Below are 24,547 nucleotides of genomic sequence, written 5' to 3'. Positions count from 1 at the left end.
CGATTAGCCATGAACCTCTTCACTATGCCCATGACGCGGCGCGCCGCCCTCGGCGGCATCGGAGCCGGCAGCCTCGCCGTGTTCCTCGCCGCTTGCAGCACCACCACAACCGGGACTTCCACCGGGGACAGCGGCAAGAACATCGAGCTGATCTCGATCAACTTCCCTCCATACCTGGACTCCATCGCCGCCCAGCTGGGCCCCTCTTACACCAGCCGGACCGGAACCACCGTCAAGGTCGTCAACACCGGTGGCAAGGGATACGACTCCGTCGACACGCGCGTGAAATCCGACTCCGCCGCCGGTCACACCGCTGCGATTGCCATGATCGGGATGAGCGCGATCAGCAACTACATCGACGCCAACCGGGCCGTTCCGCTCGAAGGCCTCATCAATGACGCCCATTTCGACACCGGTCAGCTGTACCCTTCGCTGTTGGGCGTGGGCCAATCGGCCGGGCACACCTACGCGATCCCGTATTCGGCCTCCACCCTGGTTGCCTTCTACAACGCCGACGCTTTCCGCAAGGCCGGCCTGGACCCCGACAAGCCACCCACAACTTTCTCCGAACTCCGCAGCTACGCCCAACAACTCGTCTCCTCCAAGGCCGTGAAGTACGGCGCGACCTACGGCAACGATCACAGCGGCAACTGGGGATTCCAGAACTTCCTGTTCAGCAACGGCGGCTCCATGCTCAGCGCCGACGGCAAGACCCCGCAGTTCAACCAGCAGCCCGGTGTTGAGGTCATCGATTTCTGGGCCAAATTCTTCGGCGACGGACTCGGGCAAACCATGACCACCACCGAGGAGGCAGCCGCGTTCGGGCGGGGGGACCTGGGCATCATGCTCAACAGCAGCTCCAACATCCAGACTGTGGCTGCAGGCGCCAAATTCGAAGTCCGTACAGCGGCTCTGCCCATACCCGACGGCGGCACCCTGCGGTGCGCTGCAGGCGGCGCAGCCCTGGTCGTGCTGACCAAGGACCCACAAGCCCAGAAGGCTGCAATGGATGCAATTGCCGAGCTGGTCAACCCCCAGGGCATCACAACACTGGTCAAGGCCACCGGCTACTCTCCGGTCAACAAGACCGCCGCGACGGGAGCCCAGTACCTTGGTGACTTCCTTGCCAAGAACCCCCTGTACACGCCCGCCACGAAACAGATGAACAACCTTGTCGGCTGGTTTGCCTGGCCCGGAAAGAACTCGGCCGAAATCGCCAGCAACCTCGACCAGGAAATCGTCCTCGCACTGCGCGGGAGCAAACCAGCGCGCACGGCACTGGACGATGCCGCCCAACGAGCCAAGTCCTTGCTGGAGTCTTCATGACCACCGAAACCCTTCAGACCACACCGAAGACCCTCACCAGCGCGATCACGCCACGCGGGGTGGAATGCCTCTCCCTGACAAAAACCTTCGACCGCACGGCACACCCGGCCCTCAACGGCATCGACCTGGATGTCAAACCCGGCACCATCACCGTGCTGCTCGGGCCCAGCGGTTGCGGCAAAACGACTCTGCTGCGCTGCATCAGCGGCCTGGAAACCCCGGGCGGAGGACACATCAGGATCGGCGGCCACGACGTCACCACCACCCCGGCCGAAGATCGCGGCATCGCCATGGTCTTCCAGAACTATGCCCTCTACCCCGACAAAACCGTCCTTGGAAACCTCGAATTCCCGCTGCGGATGACCCGGACTCCCCGCCCCATCCGACGAGCCAAAGCATTGGAGATCGCGGACCTGCTACAGCTCGGCGGGCTCCTGCACCGCAAGCCGGGCGAACTCTCAGGCGGGCAGCGTCAACGGGTCGGCATCGGCAGGGCTCTTATCCGCGATCCCGCCGTCCTGCTCATGGACGAACCCTTCTCCAACCTCGACGCCGAGCTGCGCGCCACCATGCGCAGCGAACTGCTCGCCCTGCAACGGCGACTCCATATGACCATAGTGTTCGTCACGCACGACCAGACCGAAGCCCTCGCCCTCGCCGACCAACTTGTCGTCATGCGGCACGGACGCATAGACCATGCCGGCGCCGCAGCGGACGTGTTCGACTGGCCCGGAACCAGTTTCGTCGCCTCGTTCCTCAGCGGCATGACCATCCTGCCCATCAGCGCACCCTTCACCGGCGTGAACCAGCCGCACGCCGTGACTTTCGGGGTCAGACCCGAGGAGGTCCGGCCCGGCGAGGGAACAGGCAACGACCTTCAACTCACTGCCACTCTCCTCATGAGCGAGCTCCACGGCCGCGACCGGCTCGTGCATCTGGACGTTGATGGACACCGGTTACAGATGCGGATCCCCGCCCGCACCATCCTGACCGATCGGATGAGGATCCATATCCGCCTGGCCGACATACATTACTTCGACGCTGACGGTGCCCGTGTCGGGGCCTGAACCTGCCTCGACGACCGGCCACCGCCTCTTCACCCGAGCATTTCGACACCGACACCAGAAATAGGAGAACCCCACAATGGGCACAACCGTAGCCCCCGCTGAAAAGACCGAACGGCTCCGGATCATGAGCTGGAACCTTTGGAGCAAGTACGGCGACTGGGCCGCCAGGCGCGACGCCATCGCCACGACCATTGCAGACCTCGACGTCGATGTGTGCGGCCTTCAGGAAGTATGGCAGGACGGCGACTCAAACCTGGCCGGGGAACTAGCAGAGCTGCTGGGCATGCACTGGACCTGGGTACCGGCACTCGACGGTCTCGGGCAGCAAATACGCATCGGCAATGCCGTGCTAAGCCGGTGGCCCATTGGCGAAACGGAAACCCTCCCACTACCGGCCCCAGCCGACCGCGCCGAGGGCCGCGTCATCCTCTACGCGGGCATAGACACCCCCAACGGTCGCATCCCTTTCTTCACGACCCACACCAACGCCCCGTTCGCTCAGTCAGCGATCCGGGTCTCGCAGATCGTCGCGATGACCGAATTCATCAACCGCAAATCGACCGTCGACTATCCGCCGGTCATCACCGGAGACTTTAACGCAGAGCCGGACTCCGACGAAATACGACTACTTCTTGGCAAGACCAGCGCTCCCGGCATGCCGGAACGCTCTTTCTTCGACGCATGGTCCTTCGCCGACGGCACCTCACGCCCTTGGACCTGGGACAACACGAACCCACTTGTCGGAAAACGAGGACAACCCAGCACCCGCATCGACTACATCTTCGTGGGCACCACCCCCACCGACATCCACCGCCCAGCTGGCCCCGGCCAAGGGCACGTCACCGCGGCCCAGGTTGCCGGGAACCATGCAGATCAAAACGGCGTCTGGCCATCGGACCATTTCGCTGTCGTTGCCGACCTCACCCTCCCGGACCCCGCGCCTGACCACCAAACAACCGAACCCGAGCGACGAAACAACGAGTCTGACCTTCTTCCCGTCGAAGGGTGACAGAAGGATATGGGAAAGGTGCGAGCGGCGTGGCCTGACCGAACCGAGCGGTTATGGCCGGACCGCCGAGATCATCGCCCCCGGCGCCCCGGCGAGCCGCTCTCACGTCTGGGTGTTCCCGGGCGATTGTGGGCGCTCCCTCGGGCATTCTCGGGCGGTGAGCGTCACCGCGTGAACACCGTGGGAGGCAACGACTTTGACGTGCGGGAGGCCGTCGTGGACGCCACCGTTGACGTGGAGTCCTTCTCGCCTGCGCATCCGGTTGGCGTCGCATGACGCGCTACGCGGTGTACGCCATACCGGGCGGGGAGGGCCGGAACGCGCCGGGTCCTGCCAGGCGCCTGTATGACACCGCGGCGCGCTGGTACGCCCGGGAGGACATGCAGGACATCACGGTGAACCCGCGAAGCTATGGCTTCCACGCGACCCTGAAGGCACCGTTCCTGCTCGCCACGGGCGTGACCGAAACTGAGCTGCAGGCATTCACCACCAAGTTCGCTGCAGAGCGTGCCCCGGTGGTGATTCCGTCACCGAAACCGGCCGCCCTGGGAAAGTTCCGCGCCCTGATCCCAACGGGAGACCAGACCGGGATCAACGAACTCGCCGCGGACGTTGTTCAAAGGTTCGACGAGATCCGCGCTCCCCTGACCGAGCAGGAATACCAGCGCCGCAGACCCGGGGAACTCACTTCCCGTCAGCGCGCCCTGCTGGACCAGTGGGGCTACCCCTTCGTGCTCGAGGAGTTCGTGTTTCACATGACGCTCACCGATCCTCTCCACTTGGAGCGCACCGAGGAGGTCGACCGGGAGATCGCCACCCACTTCGCCGACGTGGCCGGCGTCGATGTGCCGCTCACCTCGCTGGCGATCTGCGTCCAACCCGCCCCGGACAAGCCCTTCGAGCTTCTCTCATTTCACCCGTTCAGCAACTGTAAGGAGACCCTCTGATGCCCCACGAGGCCGTTCTCTGCAACGCCGGCATCGTTCTCGAAGAAGACGTCGCGCGCAATTTCATGGCGAGCGAGGGATCGTCTCGGATGGCCGGTGCTTTTGTCAGTGTGATCGGCCCCAGCGGAGCCGGCAAAGACGCCGTGCTCGACTACGCACGCAACCACTTTGCCGGCTCCACCCGAAAGCCCCTGTTCGTCACCCGGACGATAACCCGCCCCGCGGGTGCGGGCGAGGAACACACCCCGGTCAGCGAAGAAGAGTTCGCCCTCGCGCACGCCCGCGGGGAATTCGCGGCCAGCTGGCACGCCCACGGTCTGCGGTACGGCATCCCGACCCGGTACGCCCAGGCAGTGCTGGCCGGTGCCGTGGTGATCGGAAACGTCTCCCGGACCGTCCTTAACGAATTACCGCAACGCTTCGCACCGGTCCGGGTCATCCGCATCACCGTTTCAGATGACGTGCGCCGGGCGCGCCTGGCGGCCCGCGGCCGTGAACACCCCGCAGATGCAGCCGCCCGTATCCTGCGCCCCGACCCGGCCCCCGACCACCCCGTCGACCTCGAAATCGTCAACGACGGTAGCCTCAAAGCGACCGGCGATACCTTCATCGCTTTCGTAGAGGAGCTACTGAGAAACGGCCCTACAACTTCGGACAGATGAAAGATTGGGCCGCGGCGGTCAGGTTGACAGACGACCAGACCCAGCGAGCCACATAATCACGGTGTAGACCGGTTCTACAGCGGTTATCTGAATATTTCCGCGGTTATCTCGAAAATCGGATAAAGCCAGGGGGCTGAATGCCTTCGCTAGGTGCTGGGGCGCTGCCTGGGCATTCGACCGGCTTTGCCGGTCCGTAGGGAAGTGACACGAATGATGGAAACCGAAGGATTTAACCGCGACCAAAGCCGCGGGTTGGAGTCGGGCCCCGAGGACAAGCTGCGGGAGAACCCACAAGTGACAGGGCCTATGTGGACTCTGGTTGGGCGCAATTTTGACCTTCTGGGTCAGAAGTCTGGCTCCGCGCTAGGGTTTCGCGTTGTTGCTGACGTTTTTCGAGAATGAGGCCAGATTTCCGAACTGGGCTGATGAGTTTGACCACGCCGTTGTGGATTATGTTTCCGAGCAAGTGGGAGTCAAGGCCCTGACTCTCGCGGCACGGTTCCCGCTTGGCCGAGCATCGCCGAGAGCTTCTTCCTGAACTATTGGTCCCCGGGCGGGGTTGATGCGGATCGCGCCGGTCTTCATCTTGGCTAGGAAGTGTCATCAAGCAGATGGCGTGTGCCCTTCGTCAGTGGAAGATACGGTATCTGGCAGAGGAATGGAAGCTGTCCACCCTCGTGAACGGCCCCACGGATCCCTGAAGGGCATGACGCCGGAACGCTACCGGGAAACCCGGACGCGATAAAGGAAATAAGCTACCGCATGGACGGTGGACTGATAACGGTGCCCCAATCAGTGTCAACCGGCGTGTATTCCGAGACGCCTCTCAACATCTTGTCTGGCCTGATCGAAGGGACGGACGAGGAACTCCCTGTGGTCGCCGCCGTGATGGTGAAGGACGTCTGGTTCGGACGATGACCCGTGACGATGAAGCACGTAGGACCGCGCGCGTTCGACCAGCGCACCAATGTGTTCCAGCGCCTGGCTATCCGCGGCTGATTCGCGATCGCCACAGGCTAGGTACACAGGAGACGTGTGCGCCATTATTGATCGTTTCCATTCGTCGCGATGCCGCGTCAGATGCTCGGGGCCACCACCACCTACGCGCGCGGACATCCAGCCAGGGGCATTAACGTCGATATCCTCTTCGAGCTCCAGTTGGAAGGCTCCGGATTCGTTCTCGGTGCTTGCCACTACTTGTCCGGAATGCACAATCTCAAGCCGATACATGGGCAAGATACTGCGGGCTCTGGCCCGCACTGTGACTCGATCGCCACGCTCGGGCAAGCGGAGCGTATCGCCTATCGCAGCGCCGTCGACGTAAAAGTCCAAGATCGGTCCGCTGGTCATGTAACTGCGACCAGCCTTGAGTGCGTTGCACCATGACTCGTATCCGAAGTCATCGTTGGCCTTCAGGCGCACGTAGGTCCGGGAAAGTCCAATCGGCACATCATTGGACATCTTGTCGGTTCCGCCCACGATCGGCACACGGTAGCCGGCATTCAGGTAGCGGTAGTAGTGGGCGAAACCGGGATCGGAATCGGTAGCCACGGATTCGATCGCGTCGATGCGGTTCGTGGCGATCAGCGCTGCCTGTTCCCCTAGTGGCACCGAGAAATGCGGCAGCACGACCGTGCCGCCCTGTGCGTGGCAGCGGTCGGCCCAATCAGAGAGCGTGGCTTCCAGGCTGCCGCCCATGACCGCTTCGTTGGGTCCGTCGGTGGACCATGGCATCACAGGGTCAGTGAGTCCCAGCAGGCTCAGATGCCCCAGGAAGTGTTGGCGGTTCTCTTGAGAGGTGAATAGTATCGTCGAGCCGTCGTCGCTGCACACGGGACGGCCGAGGAAGTCTTCTATGTTGCTGAAATGGCTGCCCCACTGCGTCTGCAGCAGGTGCACGACCGAGACTCCTTCGGCGGACGCTTCCTTAAGGGCTCCGAAGCTGGACGCGAAGTGAACATGGGTGTCTCCGCTGTACCAGCGGTCCTTGTTCGGATCAAACCGACGTTTCAACCGGAAAGTTAGTTCACGCGTATCGTGGTCGACGGTGATTGTCTCGTCAAGCGCCGCGTATTCGAAACCGCGAGCTGCCCGGACCCGGACCTTTCCTCTGGGCAACCAACCTTCACAACGGCCCTCGACGTAGGCGTAGGTAGTGCGTCCAAGACGGACGTCAGCCCCCACGTCGATGTTCCAGCTGGAGAGGTCGCTGTTAACGTGCTGATGGTGTCCATGCGGCTGATACGGAACACCATCGGGCGTACTGAAGTTGACGCGACAGGGGATCGGGGTGCCGCTTGCGTCGTCAACAATTTGTGTCCGCACCCAGTTACGGCCCAGCTCAGTGATCCGCAGGGGTGAATCGGCTTCGACGTTGCGTCGGAGCTGTCCCCAGCTTGCCTGTGACACGGTTTCTGTGCCCGCGCCCAGCCGTACCGTCCCGGACCCAACCGAGGAGACCCTCGCATATGCGCCTACCACCGCCGAACCTGCCCTGTCTCCCCATGCCGAGAATGGATCATCAGGCTCCGGCTGGGCCAGGAGAGGTGTGGTGTAGCTGCTGGTTCCGCGGTCAACGCTGATGGCGAGATCGGAACCGTCGCCAAGGTAGCCGCCAGGCACGTCCGCCACGACGGCGCGCTCACGATCGGGGCGCAAGGGATGCTCGTCCACGAACCCGATGCACAGGGCGCCGAGCTCAAGTGCCCCGTGGACGGCTTCGATCCGGATTTCGGCCAGGTGGCTGTCGTGGTGGGGGTTCTCCCACGTCCATAGCCAGTAGCGCCACCCTCCTCCTACATTTGCGCAGTGGTCGGCCCAACGACCTGCGCCTACTACTTCGGTCTGCCGCAAGCCGGCCAGTCGAAAAGGGCCGTTGTCCCGGTCGGGCAGGGTATCGTCCTGGTCGGGTACTGCGAGGCTTGGGAGAACTGCACGGCTGTGGTAGACCTCACCCAACCAGGGCATGCCAATTTCAAAACCTTCGCGGATCGGGACACGAACCACTTGTCCGTCCGTGAACGTGAACGTGTACATGCCATTCTCACGCCCGACGGGGCGATCTACCCAGGTAAGGTCGTCCCGGACCCTGTGGGCGAAAGTGAGCGTCTTCGGTTCCCGGTCAGCCGACGTCAAGGACAGTACCACGGAACCACCGGCATCTACCCTGAGGGCGCGTCCGCTGTCATTTGCTTCAGCGAAGAGGAACGGTAGTCCGTGGAGCAATGATGGCCCGCGTCGGATCGCAACTCCTGGGGCATCGACGTCATCATCGACGTTGACGTACTTTGTCAGGTCGAATGCCCGGTAGTTTTCCTGTGGCATGACAGTCCTTTCGTTGTTGGGCGCCTCGTCGTCATTCCGGTCCGAAGGGCAGACTTCCTGGACAGCGCATATTCAAGGGCGTTGGGCGACATCGCCTCCTCAGGCTGTTCCCTTGCGCCCCCTCCGGCTCCGCGATGCTGAGACTGCCCAGACCAGCAGCAGCAGGGCGACAAGAATCAGGCCGGCGTCGCCGAGTTCGATTTCGCCGAGCCAGGTCGTGACGGGGTCTTCCAGGTCGAAGGCTGCGTTCATGAATCCGCCGAGCGTGATCACGGAAATGAACAGTGCCGAGATCGCGGAGATGCCCGTGATCACGACGTTGAACCCAAGCTTGCGCTGCGGGTTGTGGATGGCCGATTTGTACATCTTCATCATGGCTACGCCGTTGGCCGAGTCGCACAGGGTCATCGCGGCGGTGAACGCAAGGGGCAGCGCCATCAAGGCCAGGGGCGAGACTCCGGCGAAGGACGCCGTCGCGGTGATGACCAGCAGCCCGATGGTTGTGGCGGTGTCGAACCCCAGGCCGAACAGGAAGCCGATCACGTAGATCGTCCGTGGCCGCTCCACCTTGGACAGCGCCTTGGAAAGGAGCCTTGCCACGAATCCCTTTACCTCGAGGTCTTCGTCGCGCAGGCTTCCGCCTGCCTGGACCGTGCGGTAAACCTGCGCCGCACGTACGAACGCCGATCCGTTGAACAACCCCATCGCGAGCAGGAACAAGCCCGATACGCCGCTGCCGATCAAGCCCAGGATCTTGTTGCCGGTGCTGCCGTCCTCCATGAACTGCCCGATCATCGTCGTACCAGCCACCACGAGCAAACCGGCCAGCACCACCACGGAACTGTGTCCCAGGCTGAAGGCAAACCCCACGCTCACCGGATCCTTGCGCTGCGCAACGAACTTCCGGGTGGAATTGTCGATCGCGGCAAGATGGTCCCAGTCGTAGCTGTGCTTGATACCCGCAACGTACGCCGTGACCACCAGGCCAAGAGCCAATGGCGCGCTTCCCGCCGCACCCAGCAGCAAAAGCACGACGGCGGCGGCATGCAAAGCGACCACGGCACCTAACGTGATGAGCAGCCGGGTTCGGAAGGACAGTGTGTCGCGCTCCCGGTACATAGCGGCGAACTCGGTCAACGTCGTCATCAATAGTTCCTTAGGTTCAAGAGTTCCTGCCCGAACCATAGCTTCCCGGAAGGCCAATGCAGGGGCCCGGCAATTCGTTGATTTCCTGGGTGCATTGACCCCGGATCCCACACACATTTCAGGGCGGCACCCGCCGTCGGTTGTTATGTAAACCGGTGAAGCGTGATGCAATGCGTCTGTCCGATTGGATCCGGACCTCAACGATGCTTGCCCCTGGCAGCAATCGCTGACAGGGGCAAGCTTGCTCGGATCACTCGAATCTGACAAGACACTTCGTGCATCCGTTTGGGGGATGACGCGGGCCATCTTGTGCGGGACCGGATATTCCGGAGTGATCGGTTTCCAGTAACCCAGCTGTGGCGCTTATACCCGGGAGAACTCGCGGGGACCCTTCACCAGGGGGATCAGCTGGCTTGGGCCGTATCCGACGATCTCAATTACTGTTTCTTCGTCCTTCGATCCGTCCCAGTGCACTGCACCTGCCGGGTGGAACATGTAGCTTCCGGGGGCCATGGCGACGGCGGTGTCGGGGTCGAAGGTTTCGCTGGTTCCTGCGTACCAGGTCCCGGAGAGTACGGTGATGTGCCGGTCTTCAGGGTGGTGGTGTGGCAGGCTCATCACGTTCGGGGGCCACTTGATCCGGATCACGTAGAGACCGGGTTCGTGGGGGTCGCCGTGGACGTTCATGACGTTGATGCCGTATTCGTAGGCAGGTGTCCACTCCTCCGTTCCGGGTTGAAGGGTGACGAACTCGCATTTGCCGCTGACGGCGTGGTTGGTTTCACCGCACATGGTATCTCCTGGTCCTTCGTAGGGTTGAATGGGTGCTGCGGGGCACATTAGTAGCCAATGGTCGGATCGGACTGGAACAGAAGTGGTTCGCCGTCGATGTAGCGGCGCATGTTCCGGAAGAGGATGTCCAGGCACTGGATCATGTACTGGTCATCGTCCTGGGTCCCGGTGTGCTGCGTTATGACGAGATTTGGCGTGTCCCACAGTGGAGATGATTCCGGGAGCGGTTCCTGAGGCAAGCCGTTGACTACTGCGCCGCTGAGGTGCCCGTTCGTCAGTTGCTCGCGGAGCGCATCCCAGTCGATAACGTCTCCGCGGGCGTAGGAGACCAGGCCGGCGCCGGGCTTCATCAGTTGCAGTTCGCGCTGGCCGAGCAGGCCACGGGTCTGGTCGGTGGAGGCCACTCCCAGGACGATGTAGTCCGAACGCTGCAGTACCGTGTCGATTCCGTCCGGGCCGAACATTTCGTTAATGTTCGGGTGGCTTTCTCCGGTGCGGCGGACACCGAGGGTCGTCATGCCGTGCTGTTGTGCCAGCCCGGCGATGGCAGCACCGATGTGGCCGACTCCGATAACACCGAGGGTCTTGCCCTGAAGTGGTGTGGCGAAATACCGCTCCCACTTGTGCTCACGCTGGTTGCTTGTGTAGGCGGGCACAAACGTGTTGAGCATGAGAAGGCCCATGAGTCCGTACTCGGCGGCGATGGGCATGTGCGCACCGGAGCTCTTGGTGAGAACGGCACCCTCAGGTAGCCAGTCAAGAGGGAGGAGGTGATCGATTCCAGCGCCGATGTAGTTGACCCATTTCAGGTTGGGTGCTTTGGCCAGCAGATCACGGGGCAGTTCCCGGCCCATCAGGGAGCCGTAAAGTACCTCGGTGTCTTGCAGGACTTCCTCGAAGTCCGAATCAGTGCCGATCCTGATGTCCAGGTGGTCGGCGAGATCACCGTATGGCTCCAGCGCGGTCTTGACGCGTTCCGGCGTGATGTCGTAGACCTCCCGCAAAGAGCCGACGTTCTCCATATGAATTTTTATGCGACGCATCCGTTGTTTCCTGTCTTGGTTGCTCAGCGGGGGTGGCTGAGGGAGAGAAATGTTGTCAGTGTGGTTGATGATCGAGCGATCGATTGCTTCATGGCACTGTTCTGCAGGGTTTGCATCAGTGGGTGTTGTCGGTTCCGTCCCATTCATGGCCGGCGAAGGCCCGGTACATGGATTGCTGGGCCCAGATCAGACCGCGCTCCTTGTCCTTCAACAGGGGAGCCCCGCCGAAGAAGCCGGCAGGCATGGTGCTCTGCACGGACTCTCCGCCCTCGTAGTCTTGCTCCAGAGCGAGGTTGATGCTTGCCTTACGGGCCGCAATGGTCTCCTCGCTCGTGCCAGGAAGGGCCAGTGCCTGGATTTCCTTCAGCGTGGTCGTGGTGCTCAGAGGGATGTTCCTCACGATGTTCATGATGGGGCCCTGGATGAAGAACTGCGTGTGCGGCCACAGGTGGTAGATGAAGTTCGCGTCTTTGAGGTTGTCGAGTTGCCCCTTGGGCGGGCTGATGTGGAGCTGCCAGTCCTTGAACAGATCGATCCGGTAATTTTCGCCGGTCTCGTAGTTGCTGGCATACTCCGGGTGTACTGACGCACAGTGGTAGCACTCGACGCTGATGTCCAGGATCAGTTTCCAGTTGGCCTGGACCGTGTGGTCCCAGCGGTCCGTCAGCTGGAAAGCGCTGAAGTCATGGTTCAACCACTCCGAATTTTCGGTAATTTGACCGAAGGTCGGCGAAGCGCTGAAGGGCTCAGGGTTCTCACCAAAGTTCACGAAGATGAACGGACCGAAGGTCTCGATGGCGCCTCGGAATAACGGGAAGTTCGCCTTGTCAAAGCCGGCTTCCGGGTCGTACTTGGGCGCGCCGCGTAGTTCCCCGTCGAGGGTCCAGGTCCAGGCGTGGAAGTGGCATTGCAGCGTGCGTTCGTTGCCCTCCCCTTGGGCTACTTCGTGGCCGCGGTGCCGGCAGACGTTGACGTAGGCGTTTAGTCGTCCATCCTTGCCTCGGACGATCAGCACCGGGATGCGACCGACCCGTGTTGTGAAGTAGTCCCCGGGGTTCGGGATCCGGTCGGTGTGTCCAACGTAGTGCCATTCCCGGTGGAAGATGAGTTCCATCTCGAGGTCAAAGATCGACGGGTCAGTGTAGAACTCGGGGGTCAGAGGCGTGCGGCTCTCCAGCGTGCGCCCGAGAGCTTCTGTCACGGCTGCGCGTCGTGATTCGTCGATTTGATTGGTCCGGGGCTGGAAGCCGGCTGCTGTGGGTGTGCAAGTCATCTGACATTCCTCCTAATGAGTCTCCGCAGCGGAAGACATGAAATCGGTTGGTGAAGGCTGAGGGCGCAGACGGGACGATGCGGGTCTCGCGCCGAAGGGATTCCGGGGTCTGGACGCCGGGAATTACTACGGGAAATCATCGGTCGGTCCGTAGCCGGCAATCTGGATGACGGCCTCTGCGTTTTTGGATCCGTCCCAATGCACGGCTCCTGCGGGCTGAATCATGTAGCTGCCAGGTCCCAGCGCGCGGCTTTTGGCCGGATCGAAATCGTCATCGGCACCGACAAACCAGGTTCCGGAAAGAACGGTGACGTGCCGGTCATCGGGGTGGCTGTGCGGCAGGCTCATCACGTGTGGTGGCCATTTGATACGGATTACATAGATGCCCGGTCGGGTGGGATCGCCGTGGACGTTCGTGACCTGCAGACCGAGTTTGCCTTGAGGCTTCCATTCTTCGGTTTCCGGGGGTAACCACGCGAACTCTGTTTCTCCGCTTACTCCGGGGCGGGATGGCGCTGTTTCCGGCATGGTGCCCTCTCCGTTGACTTGCTTCTTTTCGTACACCCGGTGTCCTAGAGATCCAGGACAAGGCAGGAGGACCGCGATCGGCTGACGCAGATCATCATCGAGGTGCCGGCCGCACGCTCGTCCTCTTCGAGGTAGTCATCGCGGTGATCGGGTTCACCGCGGAGCACCTTTGTTTCGCAGGTGCCGCAATAGCCTTCCCCGCAGGACGACAGCACCCCGGGAAGTACTTCGCGGACGACTTCCAGGATGGTGCGTTCGGGAGGAACGGTAAGGGTCTTTCCGGACCTGGCGAGTTCGACTTCGAACTGACCGTTGTTCGCCGGATCCTCAGGAAGGGCCGTCGTCGGCTGCGCTCCGAACCGTTCCACATGCAAGTCACGGGGCGGGTTCGAGGCGGCGCAAGCGGCTTCGGCTGCTGCGATCATCGGTTCAGGGCCACAGCAGTAGTATTGGGCGCCGTCCGGGCCGGCCGCAGTAATCGCGGCAAGATCGATGATGCCGTGGACGTCCTGTGGCACAACGTGTACATTCTTCGGGTCGAGCTGGGCCAGTTCGTCCAGGAAGGCCATGTGCTCGAGGGTCCGTGCACCGTAATACAGCGTCCACGGTGTGCCGCTGGCGATGGCCGCGTGGATCATCGGCAGGATCGGCGTGATACCGATTCCGCCCGCGAGGAACACGTAGGCCGGCGCAGGGTGAAGAGCGAAGTTGTTGCGGGGCCCGAGGATGTCAATGGTCTTGCCCTCAAGGGCTGAGTCGTGAACCTCGACTGATCCGCCCCGGCCGGTGTCCACGCGGAGTACCGCCACACGGTAGCTGTGTGGATCTTCAAGGGAGCCACACAGGGAGTATTGGCGGACCTGGCCGCTGGGCAGGATCAGATCGATGTGATCTCCAGGGGCCCATGCAGGGAGTTCGGAACCGTCCGGGTCCACCAGGGTCAGGCTCAGGACTGCGCTGGCTTCCTGGGCCGTCTTCTCGACGAGGAGCGTCCGGCGGCCGGTCTTCTTTTCGATAGCCGCTACTGCCGCCATTTGACGACCGCCTTAGCTGTGCAGTGTTTCGAGAATTTCATGGTCTTGGCCTTCGGTTGGTTTCTGAGTTGGGGGTGCGGTCCAACAAGGCTGGTAGGCCCCCGCGCCGCAATCCGTGCCGGGGATGCAGCCTGCGTGTAGCTGGATCCCGGTTCCGATTGGATGAAATTAACTATAAACCTGTGAGATCACATGTCAAGGGCTAAGATGAGGGAAGGTTTATCCAACAAGATTTGCTGCTGGCGCCACGATGAGGCATGTGCTTTGCAGGTGGTTCCCGGGGCGTCGCGACCGTCAACGAAATGATGTGGACTACATGGCCTTGCCAACCGAACCGCAACAGCCCGGTTCCGTCACTGGGCGGAGCGGAATGTTCATCGCATTGAGCTCGCGGAATTTCCGCCTTTTGGCGCTGGGTTTTCTGTTGGCCAATACCGGCTGGTGGATGCTCTTCACCACGCAGAGCTGGCTGGTGCTCAACCTGACCGGCAGTGCCGCGAGCGTCGGGCTGACCGGCGCGCTGGTATATGTGCCGTCGGTGTTTTTCGGAGTGGCCGGGGGAGTGATGGCCGACCGCTATCCAAAACGCCGGATTTTGCTTTCCTACTTTGTTGGGTGGGTGTTGAGTACCGCCCTCCTCGCAGGTCTTGCACTGTCCGGCACGGTGCTGGTGTGGCAAGTGCAGCTGATCATGGCAGGAATCGGTATTGTCATGGCCTTCGGGTTCCCGGCGTTCCACCCCTTGGTGGCCGAGACTGTCGAACCTGCGCATGTCCGCGGAGCCATTAGCCTGACGTTTTCGTGCGCGCAGCTCGCGGCACTGATCGGCCCGGCAACGGCGGGGCTGCTGATCACTTCGATTGGCCCCGGCGACACCCTTCTCGCTGCCACGGCCTGCTATGCGGTGCCGCTTGTCACCCTGGTCCGCCTGCGCACCGGCGAGCTACGCAGCCCGCTGCCAAGCGGCCACGAACGCGGGCGGCTGAATGCAGGTCTGCGGTACGCAATGAGGCGGCCGGATGTCCTCTGGCCGACAATCCTCATTGGCCTGTTCGGCATGTTTACCACCAATCTGCCGGTAACCCTGGCCGTCTATGCCAGATCTGTTTTCGAATCGGGCCCAGGCGGCTACGGCCTTCTTACTACCATCGTGGCCGTCGGCGCGCTGGGAGGAACGCTTATTTCGGCCAAGCAATCCCACACGCGGTTGCGAAGGCTCGCCTTGTTCGGGGGACTGCTGTCGGTGCTTTACATCGTCTCGGCCGTCGTACCGGATCTGCCCCTCTTTTGCATACTCCTGCTGGGCGTCGGGGCGTTCACTTTGCTGCTGCAAGCCTCATGCAACTCCACCGTGCTGATGGCCGCCCATGGCAGCATTCGGGGGCGGGTCATGAGCATCTACATGACGGTCTGGTTCCTGGGTATTGCTATCGGTGGACCGGTGCTGGGAACGATCGATCAACATTTCGGTCCTCAATCGGGGATGCTGCTGGCCGGCCTCCTTCCGGGAAGTGCCACCTTGCTGGTCGCAACCTGGCTGGCCTTTCGCCTGCGCACGGTACGGCGCTCAATCCATCGATGGCGGGATCCGGCCCCTCAGCAGTGCCCGGCGAGTCCGGGATTGCCAGGGGATCCATGGGGAGGCCCGGGAAGGCTCGTTTCCGCACCCTGGGCAGGCCTGCACGTCGAGGATGAAATTGAGCCCAATCCGCACGATCTTCACGGTTCTGCCTAGATGAATAGGATCCGAGCGTTGATCTCCTGGTGCCCGCCCAAATAGTGCGGGTACCAGGAGTTTGAACAAAAACCTTGACACATTCCACCTAGTATTCTAGCTTGTGTTGTACGCAACAAAGCTGTGTTGCAGACCACACAATCGGGAGAAGACCGATTTGAAGACTCTTCCGAGGACCACATTCAGGTCCAATCAGCAATGAAGTGACAGTGCCCGCACTACCGCCGACCGCAGAAGTGTCAGCGCGTGGCTCTGGTTCAGATTGATCAGAATCCTGATCTCTTCCACTCGTTATTGATCCGGACCCCGTTCGTAACCAATCACCCGTGACTGCCGGTTCCCCTCGAAGGGGAGGTGGGATCGTCACATCCGCTTCAGGAGGACCCATGGATGCCCGCACCCGACGGCAGGCTTTGTTTGCCGGTACCATCGGCAATGTTGTGGAATGGTACGACTTCGTGTTGTACGGCTATTTCGCCACCACGATCGCCGCACTGTTTTTCCCCAAGACCGACCCCGCCGCAGCCCTGCTTTCGACGTTCGCGGTCTTCGCCGTGGGCTTCCTCTCGCGGCCGCTGGGCGCCATTGTCTTCGGCCGTTTCACTGACAAGATCGGCCGGAGGAAGTCACTGATCGCCTCGGTCGGCCTCATCAGCGCCGCGACCATCGCCATGGGCGTGCTGCCCGGGTACGGCGCTGTCGGTGTTCTGGCGCCTGCGCTGCTTCTCGTGTGCCGGCTCGTTCAGGGCATCGCTGCCGGCGGTGAATACACCTCTGCACTGACGTACGTTGTCGAACACGCCCCTGCTGGAAAGCGAGCCCGATTCGCCGGCATTGCCGTGGCCGGATCCTACGGAGGGTTTGTCCTCGGGTCCCTGGTGTGCATCCTGATGACCTCGGTCACCACATCCGGGCAGCTGCTTGAATGGGGCTGGCGCATACCGTTCCTCGCGGCCGCCCCGCTCGCCATCCTCGGCCTGTACCTGCGCCTTCGCGTTGAAGACTCACCTGTTTTCGCTGCGATGCTCCAAGCCGGTGAAGTCGAACCCGCTCCGCTGAGGCAGACCTTCAAGATCGCGAAGAAGAACATGCTGATCATGATTGGCTGGGCCACGGCCTGCTCGATCGGCTATTCCCTCAGTGTCACCTTCCTGATCTCCTATCTCACCAGCACACGGCATTTCACTCCAACCCAGTCGCTGCTGACCGGCGTGGTCACCTCAGTGGTGGCCCTGACCGTGAACCTGATCGCCGGACCCATCATCGACAAGATCGGCATGAAGCGGGTGGCGGTGACCTCAATGGCCGTCATGGGCATCTGGGCGATCCCCGCGTTCCTGCTGTTCCAGCAGGTCGACGTCGTGGCTGCCTGCTTCATCGTTGCGGTCTTCGCCGTATGCCTGGGCGCCAACGCCGTCATGACCGGCCTGGCGTGTGTGCAGTTGTTCCCTGCGAAGGTCCGCGGCACGGCCGGGGCGCTGTCCTACAACATCGCCTACGGGATCTTCGGCGGCACCGCACCGTTCATCGCGACCTGGATCAGCTCGACATCAGGAGGAAGCCTCCTGGTCACCGGCATCTACTTCGCCGTCATCTGCGTCGGCGGAATCGCAGCCGCCTTCGGAATCGGCAGTAAGTCGTTCGACTTCCTTGCAAAGGAAGACAAGACCCTGCTCCCGGTCCTCGACACACGGGACGACGTGCTGGAAGCCAACGCCTGAGCAGACGAGGAGCTGGTTCCTTTACCACCCCTCGGCTCAGCACGGACTAACGGCAGTCACGTACCACCTGGCCCGGATCAACCCGGCGGCCATCAGTGCAACGACTCACTGATGGCCGCCGGGTTCCCGCGTCAACACCCGAGAAAAAGAAGAATCCACCGGGAAACCTTTCCCGCCAACGCAGGCCAAGACTCATCATAAGTTTCGGCCACTGCGGACCGGATTCAGAGCCGCTGACGGAGGTCCGCGATGCGTAGCCCCGCAAAAGAGCTCTTGTGCCCCGAAACACCGCAATGGCTGACAAGGAAGAACATGAAGACCATCGTTCTTGACGACGACCCCACAGGGACCCAGTCCGCAACCGGGGTCACCGTCCTTTTCGACAGCACAACCGACCTGCTCACAAAGGCCCTTCAGGCGGCGCCGTCCGTCTACGTTCAAACCAATAGCCGCGCACTCTCCGAAAAAGAAGCCGTTGCCCTCGCACGCAAGATCAAAAACGACGGAGAATCCGCTGCCGAGCGTCTCGGGGAGCAAGTCCGGTTTGTCCTGCGAGGGGATTCGACCCTTCGGGGCCACGTCTTTCCTGAGACCGAGGTCTTCCTCAGCGACGATGCCGTCATACTTTTCGTGCCCGCTTTTCCCGAAGGCGGCCGTACAACGCGTGACGGCATCCACTACGTCCGTATCGAAGACAAGGACATTCCCGCCCACGAGACCGAATACTCCCAAGACCCGGTCTTTGCGTTCTCGAGTGGAATCCTTGCCGAATACGTCGCAGAAAAATCCTCGCGCACCCCGGTCCTCGTCACTGCCGATCAGGTTCGAAACGGCGAACTCACGCAAATAATCGCTGAGGCTCCTGCGGGTTCCGTCATCGTCCCGGACGCTGCTAACGCAGGGGATATTTCCGACATCGCAAAAGCCGTCGATGCCGTGACCGCGATGGGTCGACATGTTGTAGTCCGATCCGCGGCCCCACTTGCAGCAGAGCTGGCCGGCGTTGCCAGTACACGGTTGCTCCCGACCCCGATTGTGGACTTCGCCGAACGCGTTCTCATAGTCTGCGGTTCCCACACTCAAGGTGCCACCTCCCAGCTGAAGCCAATCGAAGCCTCGTGGGGAAATCCTGCCGTCATCCACACTGCGACTGCCCTCGATGCTCCCTCTGTCGCCGGCCTGGAATCCGCCGAGGCCACGAGGCTTGCCTTCGATGGGAAGCCTGTCGCAATCCTCACCACGGAAAGGCAACGCTTCCCCGAGCACAACACCCTCATTCACGGCGAAAACGTTATGACTGCCCTTACGACGGCGGTTCGGTCGCTGTTGCCGGGTTTCAATATTGTCGTCGCCAAAGGCGGCATCACCTCCGCCGAAGTCGCCCGCACCGGCATCGGATCCAAATCAGCCCTCGTCCTTGGCCAGGTCCTCCCCGGCATCTCCGTGTGGCAAATGACGGACCGGGCAGGTCGCGAGATTCTCTATGTTGTGGTGCCCGGAAATGTCGGCGGACCGGACACGCTGGTAGGGGTCCTCAAGGCGTTGAACATCTTGGTCCCTGATCCGGTGTGATGGGGTCATGGGCGGAGCAACTCCGTTTCCGTGAGGGCCGATATGTTGTCCGCAGAGCGGTAAACATATGGCGCAATGCCAGCCAGTTTTGGATCCGCTGCGTGCTGTCGCACGCGGCATGGGCAAACGCGTATTCTCGGGCTGGCACAGACCTGCCATTGACAGATGCCAGCTAGTATTCTAGCTTTCATAGTAGTTGATGAGGGTCCGTCAACTACCACATGCACTTCGAGGCCCGACCGGCTCGCACCTCAAACGAACTTGACTTCGCCCGTGAATGTTCCAGCCAGGTGTCCTTCCTCGCCGGTGGTCGGCTGTTGGAAGCTTGGAACCCCACGGATTCAGTGGACCGGGCAATTCATCGCCACAGCGACAACCGAATCAACCGCCTCAAAACCGATATGGACGAAACACGAACATGGGATTCAACGAAAACTTCGGTAAGTCAGGGCTGCTGGACACGCTCAGGGACGTGTATCACAAGCAGTCGGTCTTCTACCGCAACCTGCGTGAGACTGCAGAGCGCGAGCTTGGCCCCGAGGCCACCGCCGCGATCAAGTCCGGTCTGGTCGAGTACGGCCGCTGGCGGGCCATGACGAACAGGACTCAGTCCGCCGTTGTCGTCGCCGGCGATACGCCGACGTCGTGGCTCGCCAATTGGGAGTGTGCGGACTTTCTCATGTTCAGCGTTGATGCCGGATTCTGCGTCGACCACAGTTCGAACAGGGTGTCTGCGACGATGTCCGCGCCACCGGAGCTGTCCTACTTCGAGCAGCACGAACAAGGCGATTGGTTGTCCGACTTCTGGGAATGGACCCTGCAGGGCGTGTCTGAGGAATTCGGCGGGTTGACGGCGCACGCCGGCCGGGAGGGGGACGGGACCTGGACGGTCGCATTCGAGGGTGAGGAGATCGAGGACGCGGCAGCCTCGCTGAGTGACGCTGAAGCCGGCTTCGCGACTCCGGCTCGCGCAATCGAGCTTATTCGTCAGTCCTCCATTCATAACGGTGCTCTCTACTTCTTCCTGGCTCGTTCCATCTTCGCCGCCTACGACGCCTCGGGAGAGATGAGTGTCCGCAGCGCGGTACGCGCCATTGGGCGGGAACGCGGTGCTGCTCTTCGAGCCGATCATCTGGGACGGGGGCTTCCGCTGAACATCAAGACCGAGATGGACAACTGGGATGGACCCCTTGTGTCCGTATGGCAGTGGAAGAAAGAGGGCACGCTGACGCCGAATACCTGGAAGCAGGAGTGCACGTGGTGCCCGTACGCTGCAGCGTGGAGCCAGTTCGGAGCTGAGGGCCAGAAGTTCGGCTACCTCTACGATGTCGAGCTACACACCACGCTGTATAACACGTACCTGCCCGGCACGGTGGTGCGCTGGGAGACGCTGAAGACACGCGGCGACGCAACCTGCGGCTTCCGGATCGAGGTTTCCGACGAGGCAATCGCGGCTGCGGCAGCGGCCGAAACACCGAGCCTTGCATGAGGACTATCCGATCCCGGGAACGGATTCTTTGATCCCCGCTGGATCGGGACGGACATACTCAAGCCAACTGAAGACGGCCAAGGCCCTCTCTGATTCGGGAAGCGATGGCCAAGCAGAACGCTGGCTCCTTCGCAACCCGGAATGACCGTGCGAGGTCCTTTGGGTGATGGAAGGTTCAATTTCTCGCCCACACGACCACGGACGCCGATGTTGCCGGTCCCACTGGGACCGGGGATCCGCGGCACCCAGTTCCCGGCTTGATTCTTACTTATATCTTTTTCCAACTCAACGAGGAGTGAACAGCATGCAGCAACTCGCGCACCGGCTCGAACGCCTGGGCACCGAAACCGCCTTCAGCGTCGCCCAGGCCGCGGCCGCCTGGAAGGCGAAGGGGAACCGTGTGTTCCCCTTCCATCTTGGTGACATCAACATCCCCACGGCCGGGAACATCGTGGAAGCAATGAACCGGGCCATCGTGGACGGCTACACGGGCTACTGCCCCGGCCCCGGCATCCCGCAGCTGCGCGAAGCGCTGGCCGGGGACATTGGCTCGCGCCGTGGCATCGACTTTTCCCGGGACAACGTCGTTGTGATGACGGGCGGCAAGCCCGTCATCACGAAGTTCCTGCAGGCGGTCATGAACCCCGGCCAGGACGTGCTGTACCCGAACCCCGGCTTCCCGATCTACGAATCGCAGATCGAGTACCTTGGCGGCACGGCCGTGCCGTACCGTTACGTGCCCACGAGCACGGGCTTCGCGATCGACCTCGACCAGATCCGCGCGTCAATCACTCCGAACACGGTCGCCATCATCTACAACGACCTGCAGAACCCCATCTCGGCGGAGTCGACGGCGGGCGAGCGGGAGGCCATCGCGCAGCTCGCCCAGGAGCACGACCTGTGGGTGCTCTCCGACGAGGCCTACTTCGAGACCCGCTACGAGGGCGTTTCCAGCTCGATCGCATCTCTTCCGGGCATGGCCGAGCGCACCGTCATCCTGTACACATTCAGCAAGAAGTTCGCGATGACCGGCTCGCGTCTCGGTTGCGCCGTTGCACCGCTCGAGATCGCCAGGGTGCTCAGCACGCTCAACACCAACGACGAGTCGTGCACGACGCACTACGTGCAGTGGGCCGGCGTCGAAGCGCTCCGCGGCCCCCAGGAATCCGTGCAGCAGATGCTTGACGTCCTGCAGAAGCGTCGGGACACTGCCTGCGAGCTCGTGAACTCCATCCCGGGCGTGCGCGTCGCCGTGCCGCAATCGACGTTCTACCTGTTCCCCGATGTCACCGAGGCGATGGAGCGCATGGGATACACGGCCGTCGGAGACTTTGCCACCGATGCCCTGTACAAGACCGGCGTCTCCTTCTGCACGCGTGAGCACTTCGGCCGCCGCCTGCCCGGTGAGCAGCGGCAGTACATACGACTCGCCTACTCGGGCATCGAGGTGCCGGATATCAGCGAAGGCCTGGGCCTCCTGCGCGAGTGGATCGAGACGGCATGAACCGGGTAGTCGTCACGGGACGCATACCCGAAACCGCAATCGAGAAGCTTCGCGCCGAGCACGAGGTCGATGCATGGACGGGTTCGGAGTCGATCGGCCGTAAGGAGCTCCTGCACCGGGTGGCCGGGGCAGACGCCGTGGTGAGCCTGCTCACCGAACGCATCGACGCCGAGCTGCTCGACGCCGCCGGCCCGCAGCTCAAGGTCGTCGCGAACGTGGCCGTGGGGTATGACAACATCGACGTCCCCGCCTGTACGGAACGGGGCATCGTGGCCACCAACACGCCAGGGGTGCTTACGGAGGCAACCGCCGACATCGCCATGGGCCTCGTCCTCATGGCGACCCGCCGGCTGGGTGAGGGGGAGAGGCTTATCCGCTCCGGCCAGGCCTGGAAGTGGGGGATGTTCTTCCTGCTCGGGTCCAGCCTGCAGGGCAAGACCCTCGGCGTCGTCGGCATGGGCGGCATCGGGCAGGCGACCGCGCGCCGGGCCAAGGCCTTCGGCGTGGACATCGTCTACCAGTCGCGCAGTGAGCTCGATCCGGTGATCGCCGCCGAGCTGGGCGCACGGCGGGTCGACCTCGAGGAGTTGCTGACGGTGTCCGACGTCGTCTCGCTGCACTGCCCGTACGGGCCCGCCACGCATCATCTGATCGGCGCCGAACAACTCGCGGCGATGAAGAGCTCGGCGTTCCTCGTCAACACCGCGCGCGGACCGATCGTCGACGAAGCGGCCCTCGCGTCCGCGCTCCGCGAGGGCGTCATCGCCGGTGCCGGGCTGGACGTCTTCGAGCGTGAGCCCCAGGTCCATCCCGCATTGCTTGACCTGGAGAACGTGGTGCTCGTGCCGCACCTGGGCTCCGCGACAGTGGAGACGCGTACCGCAATGGCGATGCTCGCCGCCGACAACGCCCTCGCCGTGCTCAGCGGCGAACAACCACCCGCACCGATCAACTAGCAGCAATGAAAGGCCAACCGGCCGACCGTGTCGCACTTTTGGCGAGCTTGCTGAGTCTGCAGCCAGTCCTTCATCCCGCCGCGAAGGAGGTCGCAGGCCCCTAGGCTCCACGTCAACGTCGACACATCGTCCGCGCAGAATGCACCTGGGCAGGCCGCCCGTGTATCTGAGGGGCGGACGCCAGGCTGGGCTCTTGCTCCACCTTCACGCTTTTGGATTCAGTTTTTTTAGATCGATGAATGATGAGGTTCACATGTCCCAGGACGCCAATGGATCGACGACCACCGCTGCACCCGGATCCGACGGGGCAGGCAACGGCGACGCCCTCGAAAACCTTCTTCACGAAAACCGGAAGTTCGCGCCCACCCCTGAGTTCGCGGCCAACGCGGTAGTCGGCGCCGAAGTCTATGCGGAAGCCAATGCGGACCGTCCCGCGTTCTGGGCCAGGCAGGCCCGGGAACTGCTGGACTGGGACACGGACTTCACCGAGGCCCTGGACTGGTCCAACCCGCCGTTCGCGAAGTGGTTCGTCGGCGGGCAAGTCAATGCCGCGTACAACGCCTTGGACCGGCACGTGGAGAACGGGCTCGGGGACCGGGTGGCCATCCATTTCGAGGGCGAACCGGGCGACACCCGCTCCTACACCTACGCGCAGCTGACCGACGAGGTGAAGAAGGCCGCCAACGCGTTCGAGTCGCTCGGTGTGGCGAAGGGTGACCGGGTGGCCGTGTACCTGCCTATGATTCCCGAGGCCGTGATCACGATGCTGGCCTGTGCCCGGATCGGGGCCGTGCATTCGGTGGTGTTCGGCGGCTTCTCCGCCGACGCCCTGCGCTCGAGGATCGATGACGCCGAGGCCAAGCTCGTGGTCACCGCCGACGGCACGTACCGGCGCGGCAAGCCCAGCCCGCTCAAGCCGGCCGTGGACCAGGCCCTGTCCAAGGAAGGCCATTCGGTCCGGAACGTCGTGGTGGTCAAGCGCAACGGCGAACCGGTGGACTGGCACGAGGGCCGGGACCAGTGGTGGGAGGACACGGTCGGCGCCGCCTCCGGCGAGCACACCGCCGTCGGGCATGACGCCGAACACCCTTTGTTCATCCTGTACACCTCCGGGACCACGGGCAAGCCCAAGGGCATCCTGCACACCACCGGCGGGTACCTGACCCAGACCGCGTACACGCACAAGGCGGTCTTCGACCTGCACCCCGAGACGGATGTGTTCTGGTGCACCGCCGACGTCGGATGGGTCACCGGCCACTCGTACGTCGCCTACGCCCCGCTGGTCAACGGCGCCACCCAGGTCATGTACGAGGGCACCCCGGATTCCCCGCACCAGGGCCGCTGGTGGGAAATCGTGGAGAAGTACAAGGTCTCCATCCTGTACACCGCCCCGACGGCGATCCGGACGTTCATGAAGTG

Annotated in this window: 20 protein-coding genes; 12 read left to right on the top strand and 8 right to left on the bottom strand. The window is 62.4% G+C overall.

The features are described 5' to 3' along the window. The first annotated feature begins 9 nt into the window (after positions 1–9). From AC3WJM_RS19070 to phnN, 5 genes are all read left to right on the top strand, one after another. Positions 10–1,326 carry an ABC transporter substrate-binding protein gene (locus tag AC3WJM_RS19070; RefSeq protein ID WP_492272666.1) on the top strand — a complete coding sequence of 439 codons (1,317 nt, stop codon included), beginning with the start codon at positions 10–12 and terminating at the stop codon, positions 1,324–1,326. After that, positions 1,323–2,393: an ABC transporter ATP-binding protein gene (locus AC3WJM_RS19065; protein WP_492272665.1), complete on the top strand. Its 1,071-nt coding sequence runs from the start codon at positions 1,323–1,325 to the stop codon at positions 2,391–2,393. Before AC3WJM_RS19070 ends, AC3WJM_RS19065 begins: the two co-directional genes overlap by 4 nt. 76 nt (positions 2,394–2,469) lie before the next feature. Next, on the top strand, positions 2,470–3,402 hold the full coding sequence (locus tag AC3WJM_RS19060) for an endonuclease/exonuclease/phosphatase family protein (RefSeq protein ID WP_492272664.1): 933 nt from the start codon (positions 2,470–2,472) through the stop codon (positions 3,400–3,402). 272 nt (positions 3,403–3,674) lie between these two features. Continuing rightward, positions 3,675–4,349 (top strand): DUF1045 domain-containing protein, encoded by a 675-nt coding sequence (locus tag AC3WJM_RS19055; protein WP_492272663.1) that lies wholly within the window; start codon positions 3,675–3,677, stop codon positions 4,347–4,349. Next, entirely contained in the window at positions 4,349–5,011 is a 663-nt protein-coding gene (gene phnN / locus AC3WJM_RS19050; RefSeq protein ID WP_492272662.1) for a phosphonate metabolism protein/1,5-bisphosphokinase (PRPP-forming) PhnN, read from the top strand. The genes AC3WJM_RS19055 and phnN overlap by 1 nt, the downstream gene beginning before the upstream one ends. 450 nt (positions 5,012–5,461) lie before the next feature. On the opposite strand, the gene AC3WJM_RS19045 is transcribed toward phnN, so the two are convergent. From AC3WJM_RS19045 to AC3WJM_RS19010, 8 genes are all read right to left on the bottom strand, one after another. Further along, on the bottom strand, positions 5,462–5,596 hold the full coding sequence (locus AC3WJM_RS19045; protein ID WP_492272661.1) for a hypothetical protein: 135 nt from the start codon (positions 5,594–5,596) through the stop codon (positions 5,462–5,464). Between the two features lie 213 nt (positions 5,597–5,809). Next, positions 5,810–8,335 carry a CehA/McbA family metallohydrolase gene (locus tag AC3WJM_RS19040; protein ID WP_492272660.1) on the bottom strand — a complete coding sequence of 842 codons (2,526 nt, stop codon included), beginning with the start codon at positions 8,333–8,335 and terminating at the stop codon, positions 5,810–5,812. A 99-nt stretch (positions 8,336–8,434) separates the two neighbouring features. Then, positions 8,435–9,481, bottom strand: a complete 1,047-nt coding sequence (locus AC3WJM_RS19035) for a HoxN/HupN/NixA family nickel/cobalt transporter (RefSeq protein ID WP_492272659.1) — start codon at positions 9,479–9,481, stop codon at positions 8,435–8,437. Between the two features lie 363 nt (positions 9,482–9,844). Continuing rightward, entirely contained in the window at positions 9,845–10,273 is a 429-nt protein-coding gene (locus AC3WJM_RS19030; RefSeq protein ID WP_492260654.1) for a cupin domain-containing protein, read from the bottom strand. A 47-nt stretch (positions 10,274–10,320) separates the two neighbouring features. Then, positions 10,321–11,295 (bottom strand): D-2-hydroxyacid dehydrogenase, encoded by a 975-nt coding sequence (locus tag AC3WJM_RS19025; RefSeq protein WP_492260655.1) that lies wholly within the window; start codon positions 11,293–11,295, stop codon positions 10,321–10,323. A 136-nt stretch (positions 11,296–11,431) separates the two neighbouring features. Continuing rightward, on the bottom strand, positions 11,432–12,589 hold the full coding sequence (locus AC3WJM_RS19020) for an aromatic ring-hydroxylating oxygenase subunit alpha (protein WP_492272658.1): 1,158 nt from the start codon (positions 12,587–12,589) through the stop codon (positions 11,432–11,434). Positions 12,590–12,715: 126 nt separating this feature from the next. Then, positions 12,716–13,153, bottom strand: a complete 438-nt coding sequence (locus AC3WJM_RS19015; protein WP_492272657.1) for a cupin domain-containing protein — start codon at positions 13,151–13,153, stop codon at positions 12,716–12,718. 8 nt (positions 13,154–13,161) lie between these two features. Next, a complete protein-coding gene (locus AC3WJM_RS19010; protein ID WP_492260658.1) occupies positions 13,162–14,151 on the bottom strand; it encodes a PDR/VanB family oxidoreductase in 990 nt (329 codons plus the stop codon). 316 nt (positions 14,152–14,467) lie between these two features. On the opposite strand from AC3WJM_RS19010, the gene AC3WJM_RS19005 reads away from it, so the two are divergent. The 7 genes from AC3WJM_RS19005 to AC3WJM_RS18975 form a co-directional block, all read left to right on the top strand. Next, positions 14,468–15,886, top strand: coding sequence for an MFS transporter (locus AC3WJM_RS19005; RefSeq protein ID WP_492272656.1), 1,419 nt, complete (start codon positions 14,468–14,470; stop codon positions 15,884–15,886). 386 nt (positions 15,887–16,272) lie between these two features. Next, positions 16,273–17,607 (top strand): MFS transporter, encoded by a 1,335-nt coding sequence (locus tag AC3WJM_RS19000; RefSeq protein WP_492272655.1) that lies wholly within the window; start codon positions 16,273–16,275, stop codon positions 17,605–17,607. Positions 17,608–17,919: 312 nt separating this feature from the next. Further along, positions 17,920–19,179, top strand: coding sequence for a four-carbon acid sugar kinase family protein (locus AC3WJM_RS18995; protein WP_492272654.1), 1,260 nt, complete (start codon positions 17,920–17,922; stop codon positions 19,177–19,179). A gap of 418 nt (positions 19,180–19,597) precedes the next feature. After that, positions 19,598–20,668: a hypothetical protein gene (locus AC3WJM_RS18990; RefSeq protein WP_492272653.1), complete on the top strand. Its 1,071-nt coding sequence runs from the start codon at positions 19,598–19,600 to the stop codon at positions 20,666–20,668. Between the two features lie 304 nt (positions 20,669–20,972). After that, on the top strand, positions 20,973–22,172 hold the full coding sequence (locus AC3WJM_RS18985; protein ID WP_492272652.1) for a pyridoxal phosphate-dependent aminotransferase: 1,200 nt from the start codon (positions 20,973–20,975) through the stop codon (positions 22,170–22,172). Next, a complete protein-coding gene (locus tag AC3WJM_RS18980; protein WP_492272651.1) occupies positions 22,169–23,128 on the top strand; it encodes a 2-hydroxyacid dehydrogenase in 960 nt (319 codons plus the stop codon). Before AC3WJM_RS18985 ends, AC3WJM_RS18980 begins: the two co-directional genes overlap by 4 nt. Before the next feature lie 253 nt (positions 23,129–23,381). Beyond that, a partial coding sequence (locus AC3WJM_RS18975; protein WP_492272650.1) for an AMP-binding protein occupies positions 23,382–24,547 on the top strand: 1,166 nt, incomplete at its 3' end.

Source organism: Arthrobacter sp. FW306-1B-G06A (genome assembly GCF_058781765.1).
This window is presented reverse-complemented; position numbering and strand designations above follow the sequence as displayed.

Excerpts from the sequence above, each read along its gene's own strand:
- AC3WJM_RS19030 (WP_492260654.1), bottom strand. The coding sequence starts at position 10,273 with ATGTGCGGTGAAACCAACCACGCCGTCAGCGGCAAATGCGAGTTCGTC.
- AC3WJM_RS19055 (WP_492272663.1), top strand. The coding sequence starts at position 3,675 with ATGACGCGCTACGCGGTGTACGCCATACCGGGCGGGGAGGGCCGGAAC.
- AC3WJM_RS19000 (WP_492272655.1), top strand. The coding sequence starts at position 16,273 with ATGGATGCCCGCACCCGACGGCAGGCTTTGTTTGCCGGTACCATCGGC.
- AC3WJM_RS19065 (WP_492272665.1), top strand. The coding sequence starts at position 1,323 with ATGACCACCGAAACCCTTCAGACCACACCGAAGACCCTCACCAGCGCG.
- AC3WJM_RS18995 (WP_492272654.1), top strand. The coding sequence starts at position 17,920 with ATGAAGACCATCGTTCTTGACGACGACCCCACAGGGACCCAGTCCGCA.
- AC3WJM_RS19060 (WP_492272664.1), top strand. The coding sequence starts at position 2,470 with ATGGGCACAACCGTAGCCCCCGCTGAAAAGACCGAACGGCTCCGGATC.
- AC3WJM_RS19035 (WP_492272659.1), bottom strand. The coding sequence starts at position 9,481 with ATGACGACGTTGACCGAGTTCGCCGCTATGTACCGGGAGCGCGACACA.
- AC3WJM_RS19025 (WP_492260655.1), bottom strand. The coding sequence starts at position 11,295 with ATGGAGAACGTCGGCTCTTTGCGGGAGGTCTACGACATCACGCCGGAA.
- AC3WJM_RS19010 (WP_492260658.1), bottom strand. The coding sequence starts at position 14,151 with ATGGCGGCAGTAGCGGCTATCGAAAAGAAGACCGGCCGCCGGACGCTC.
- AC3WJM_RS19020 (WP_492272658.1), bottom strand. The coding sequence starts at position 12,589 with ATGACTTGCACACCCACAGCAGCCGGCTTCCAGCCCCGGACCAATCAA.
- AC3WJM_RS18985 (WP_492272652.1), top strand. The coding sequence starts at position 20,973 with ATGCAGCAACTCGCGCACCGGCTCGAACGCCTGGGCACCGAAACCGCC.
- AC3WJM_RS19005 (WP_492272656.1), top strand. The coding sequence starts at position 14,468 with ATGGCCTTGCCAACCGAACCGCAACAGCCCGGTTCCGTCACTGGGCGG.
- phnN (WP_492272662.1), top strand. The coding sequence starts at position 4,349 with ATGCCCCACGAGGCCGTTCTCTGCAACGCCGGCATCGTTCTCGAAGAA.
- AC3WJM_RS18980 (WP_492272651.1), top strand. The coding sequence starts at position 22,169 with ATGAACCGGGTAGTCGTCACGGGACGCATACCCGAAACCGCAATCGAG.
- AC3WJM_RS19045 (WP_492272661.1), bottom strand. The coding sequence starts at position 5,596 with ATGAAGACCGGCGCGATCCGCATCAACCCCGCCCGGGGACCAATAGTT.
- AC3WJM_RS18990 (WP_492272653.1), top strand. The coding sequence starts at position 19,598 with ATGGGATTCAACGAAAACTTCGGTAAGTCAGGGCTGCTGGACACGCTC.
- AC3WJM_RS19040 (WP_492272660.1), bottom strand. The coding sequence starts at position 8,335 with ATGCCACAGGAAAACTACCGGGCATTCGACCTGACAAAGTACGTCAAC.
- AC3WJM_RS19070 (WP_492272666.1), top strand. The coding sequence starts at position 10 with ATGAACCTCTTCACTATGCCCATGACGCGGCGCGCCGCCCTCGGCGGC.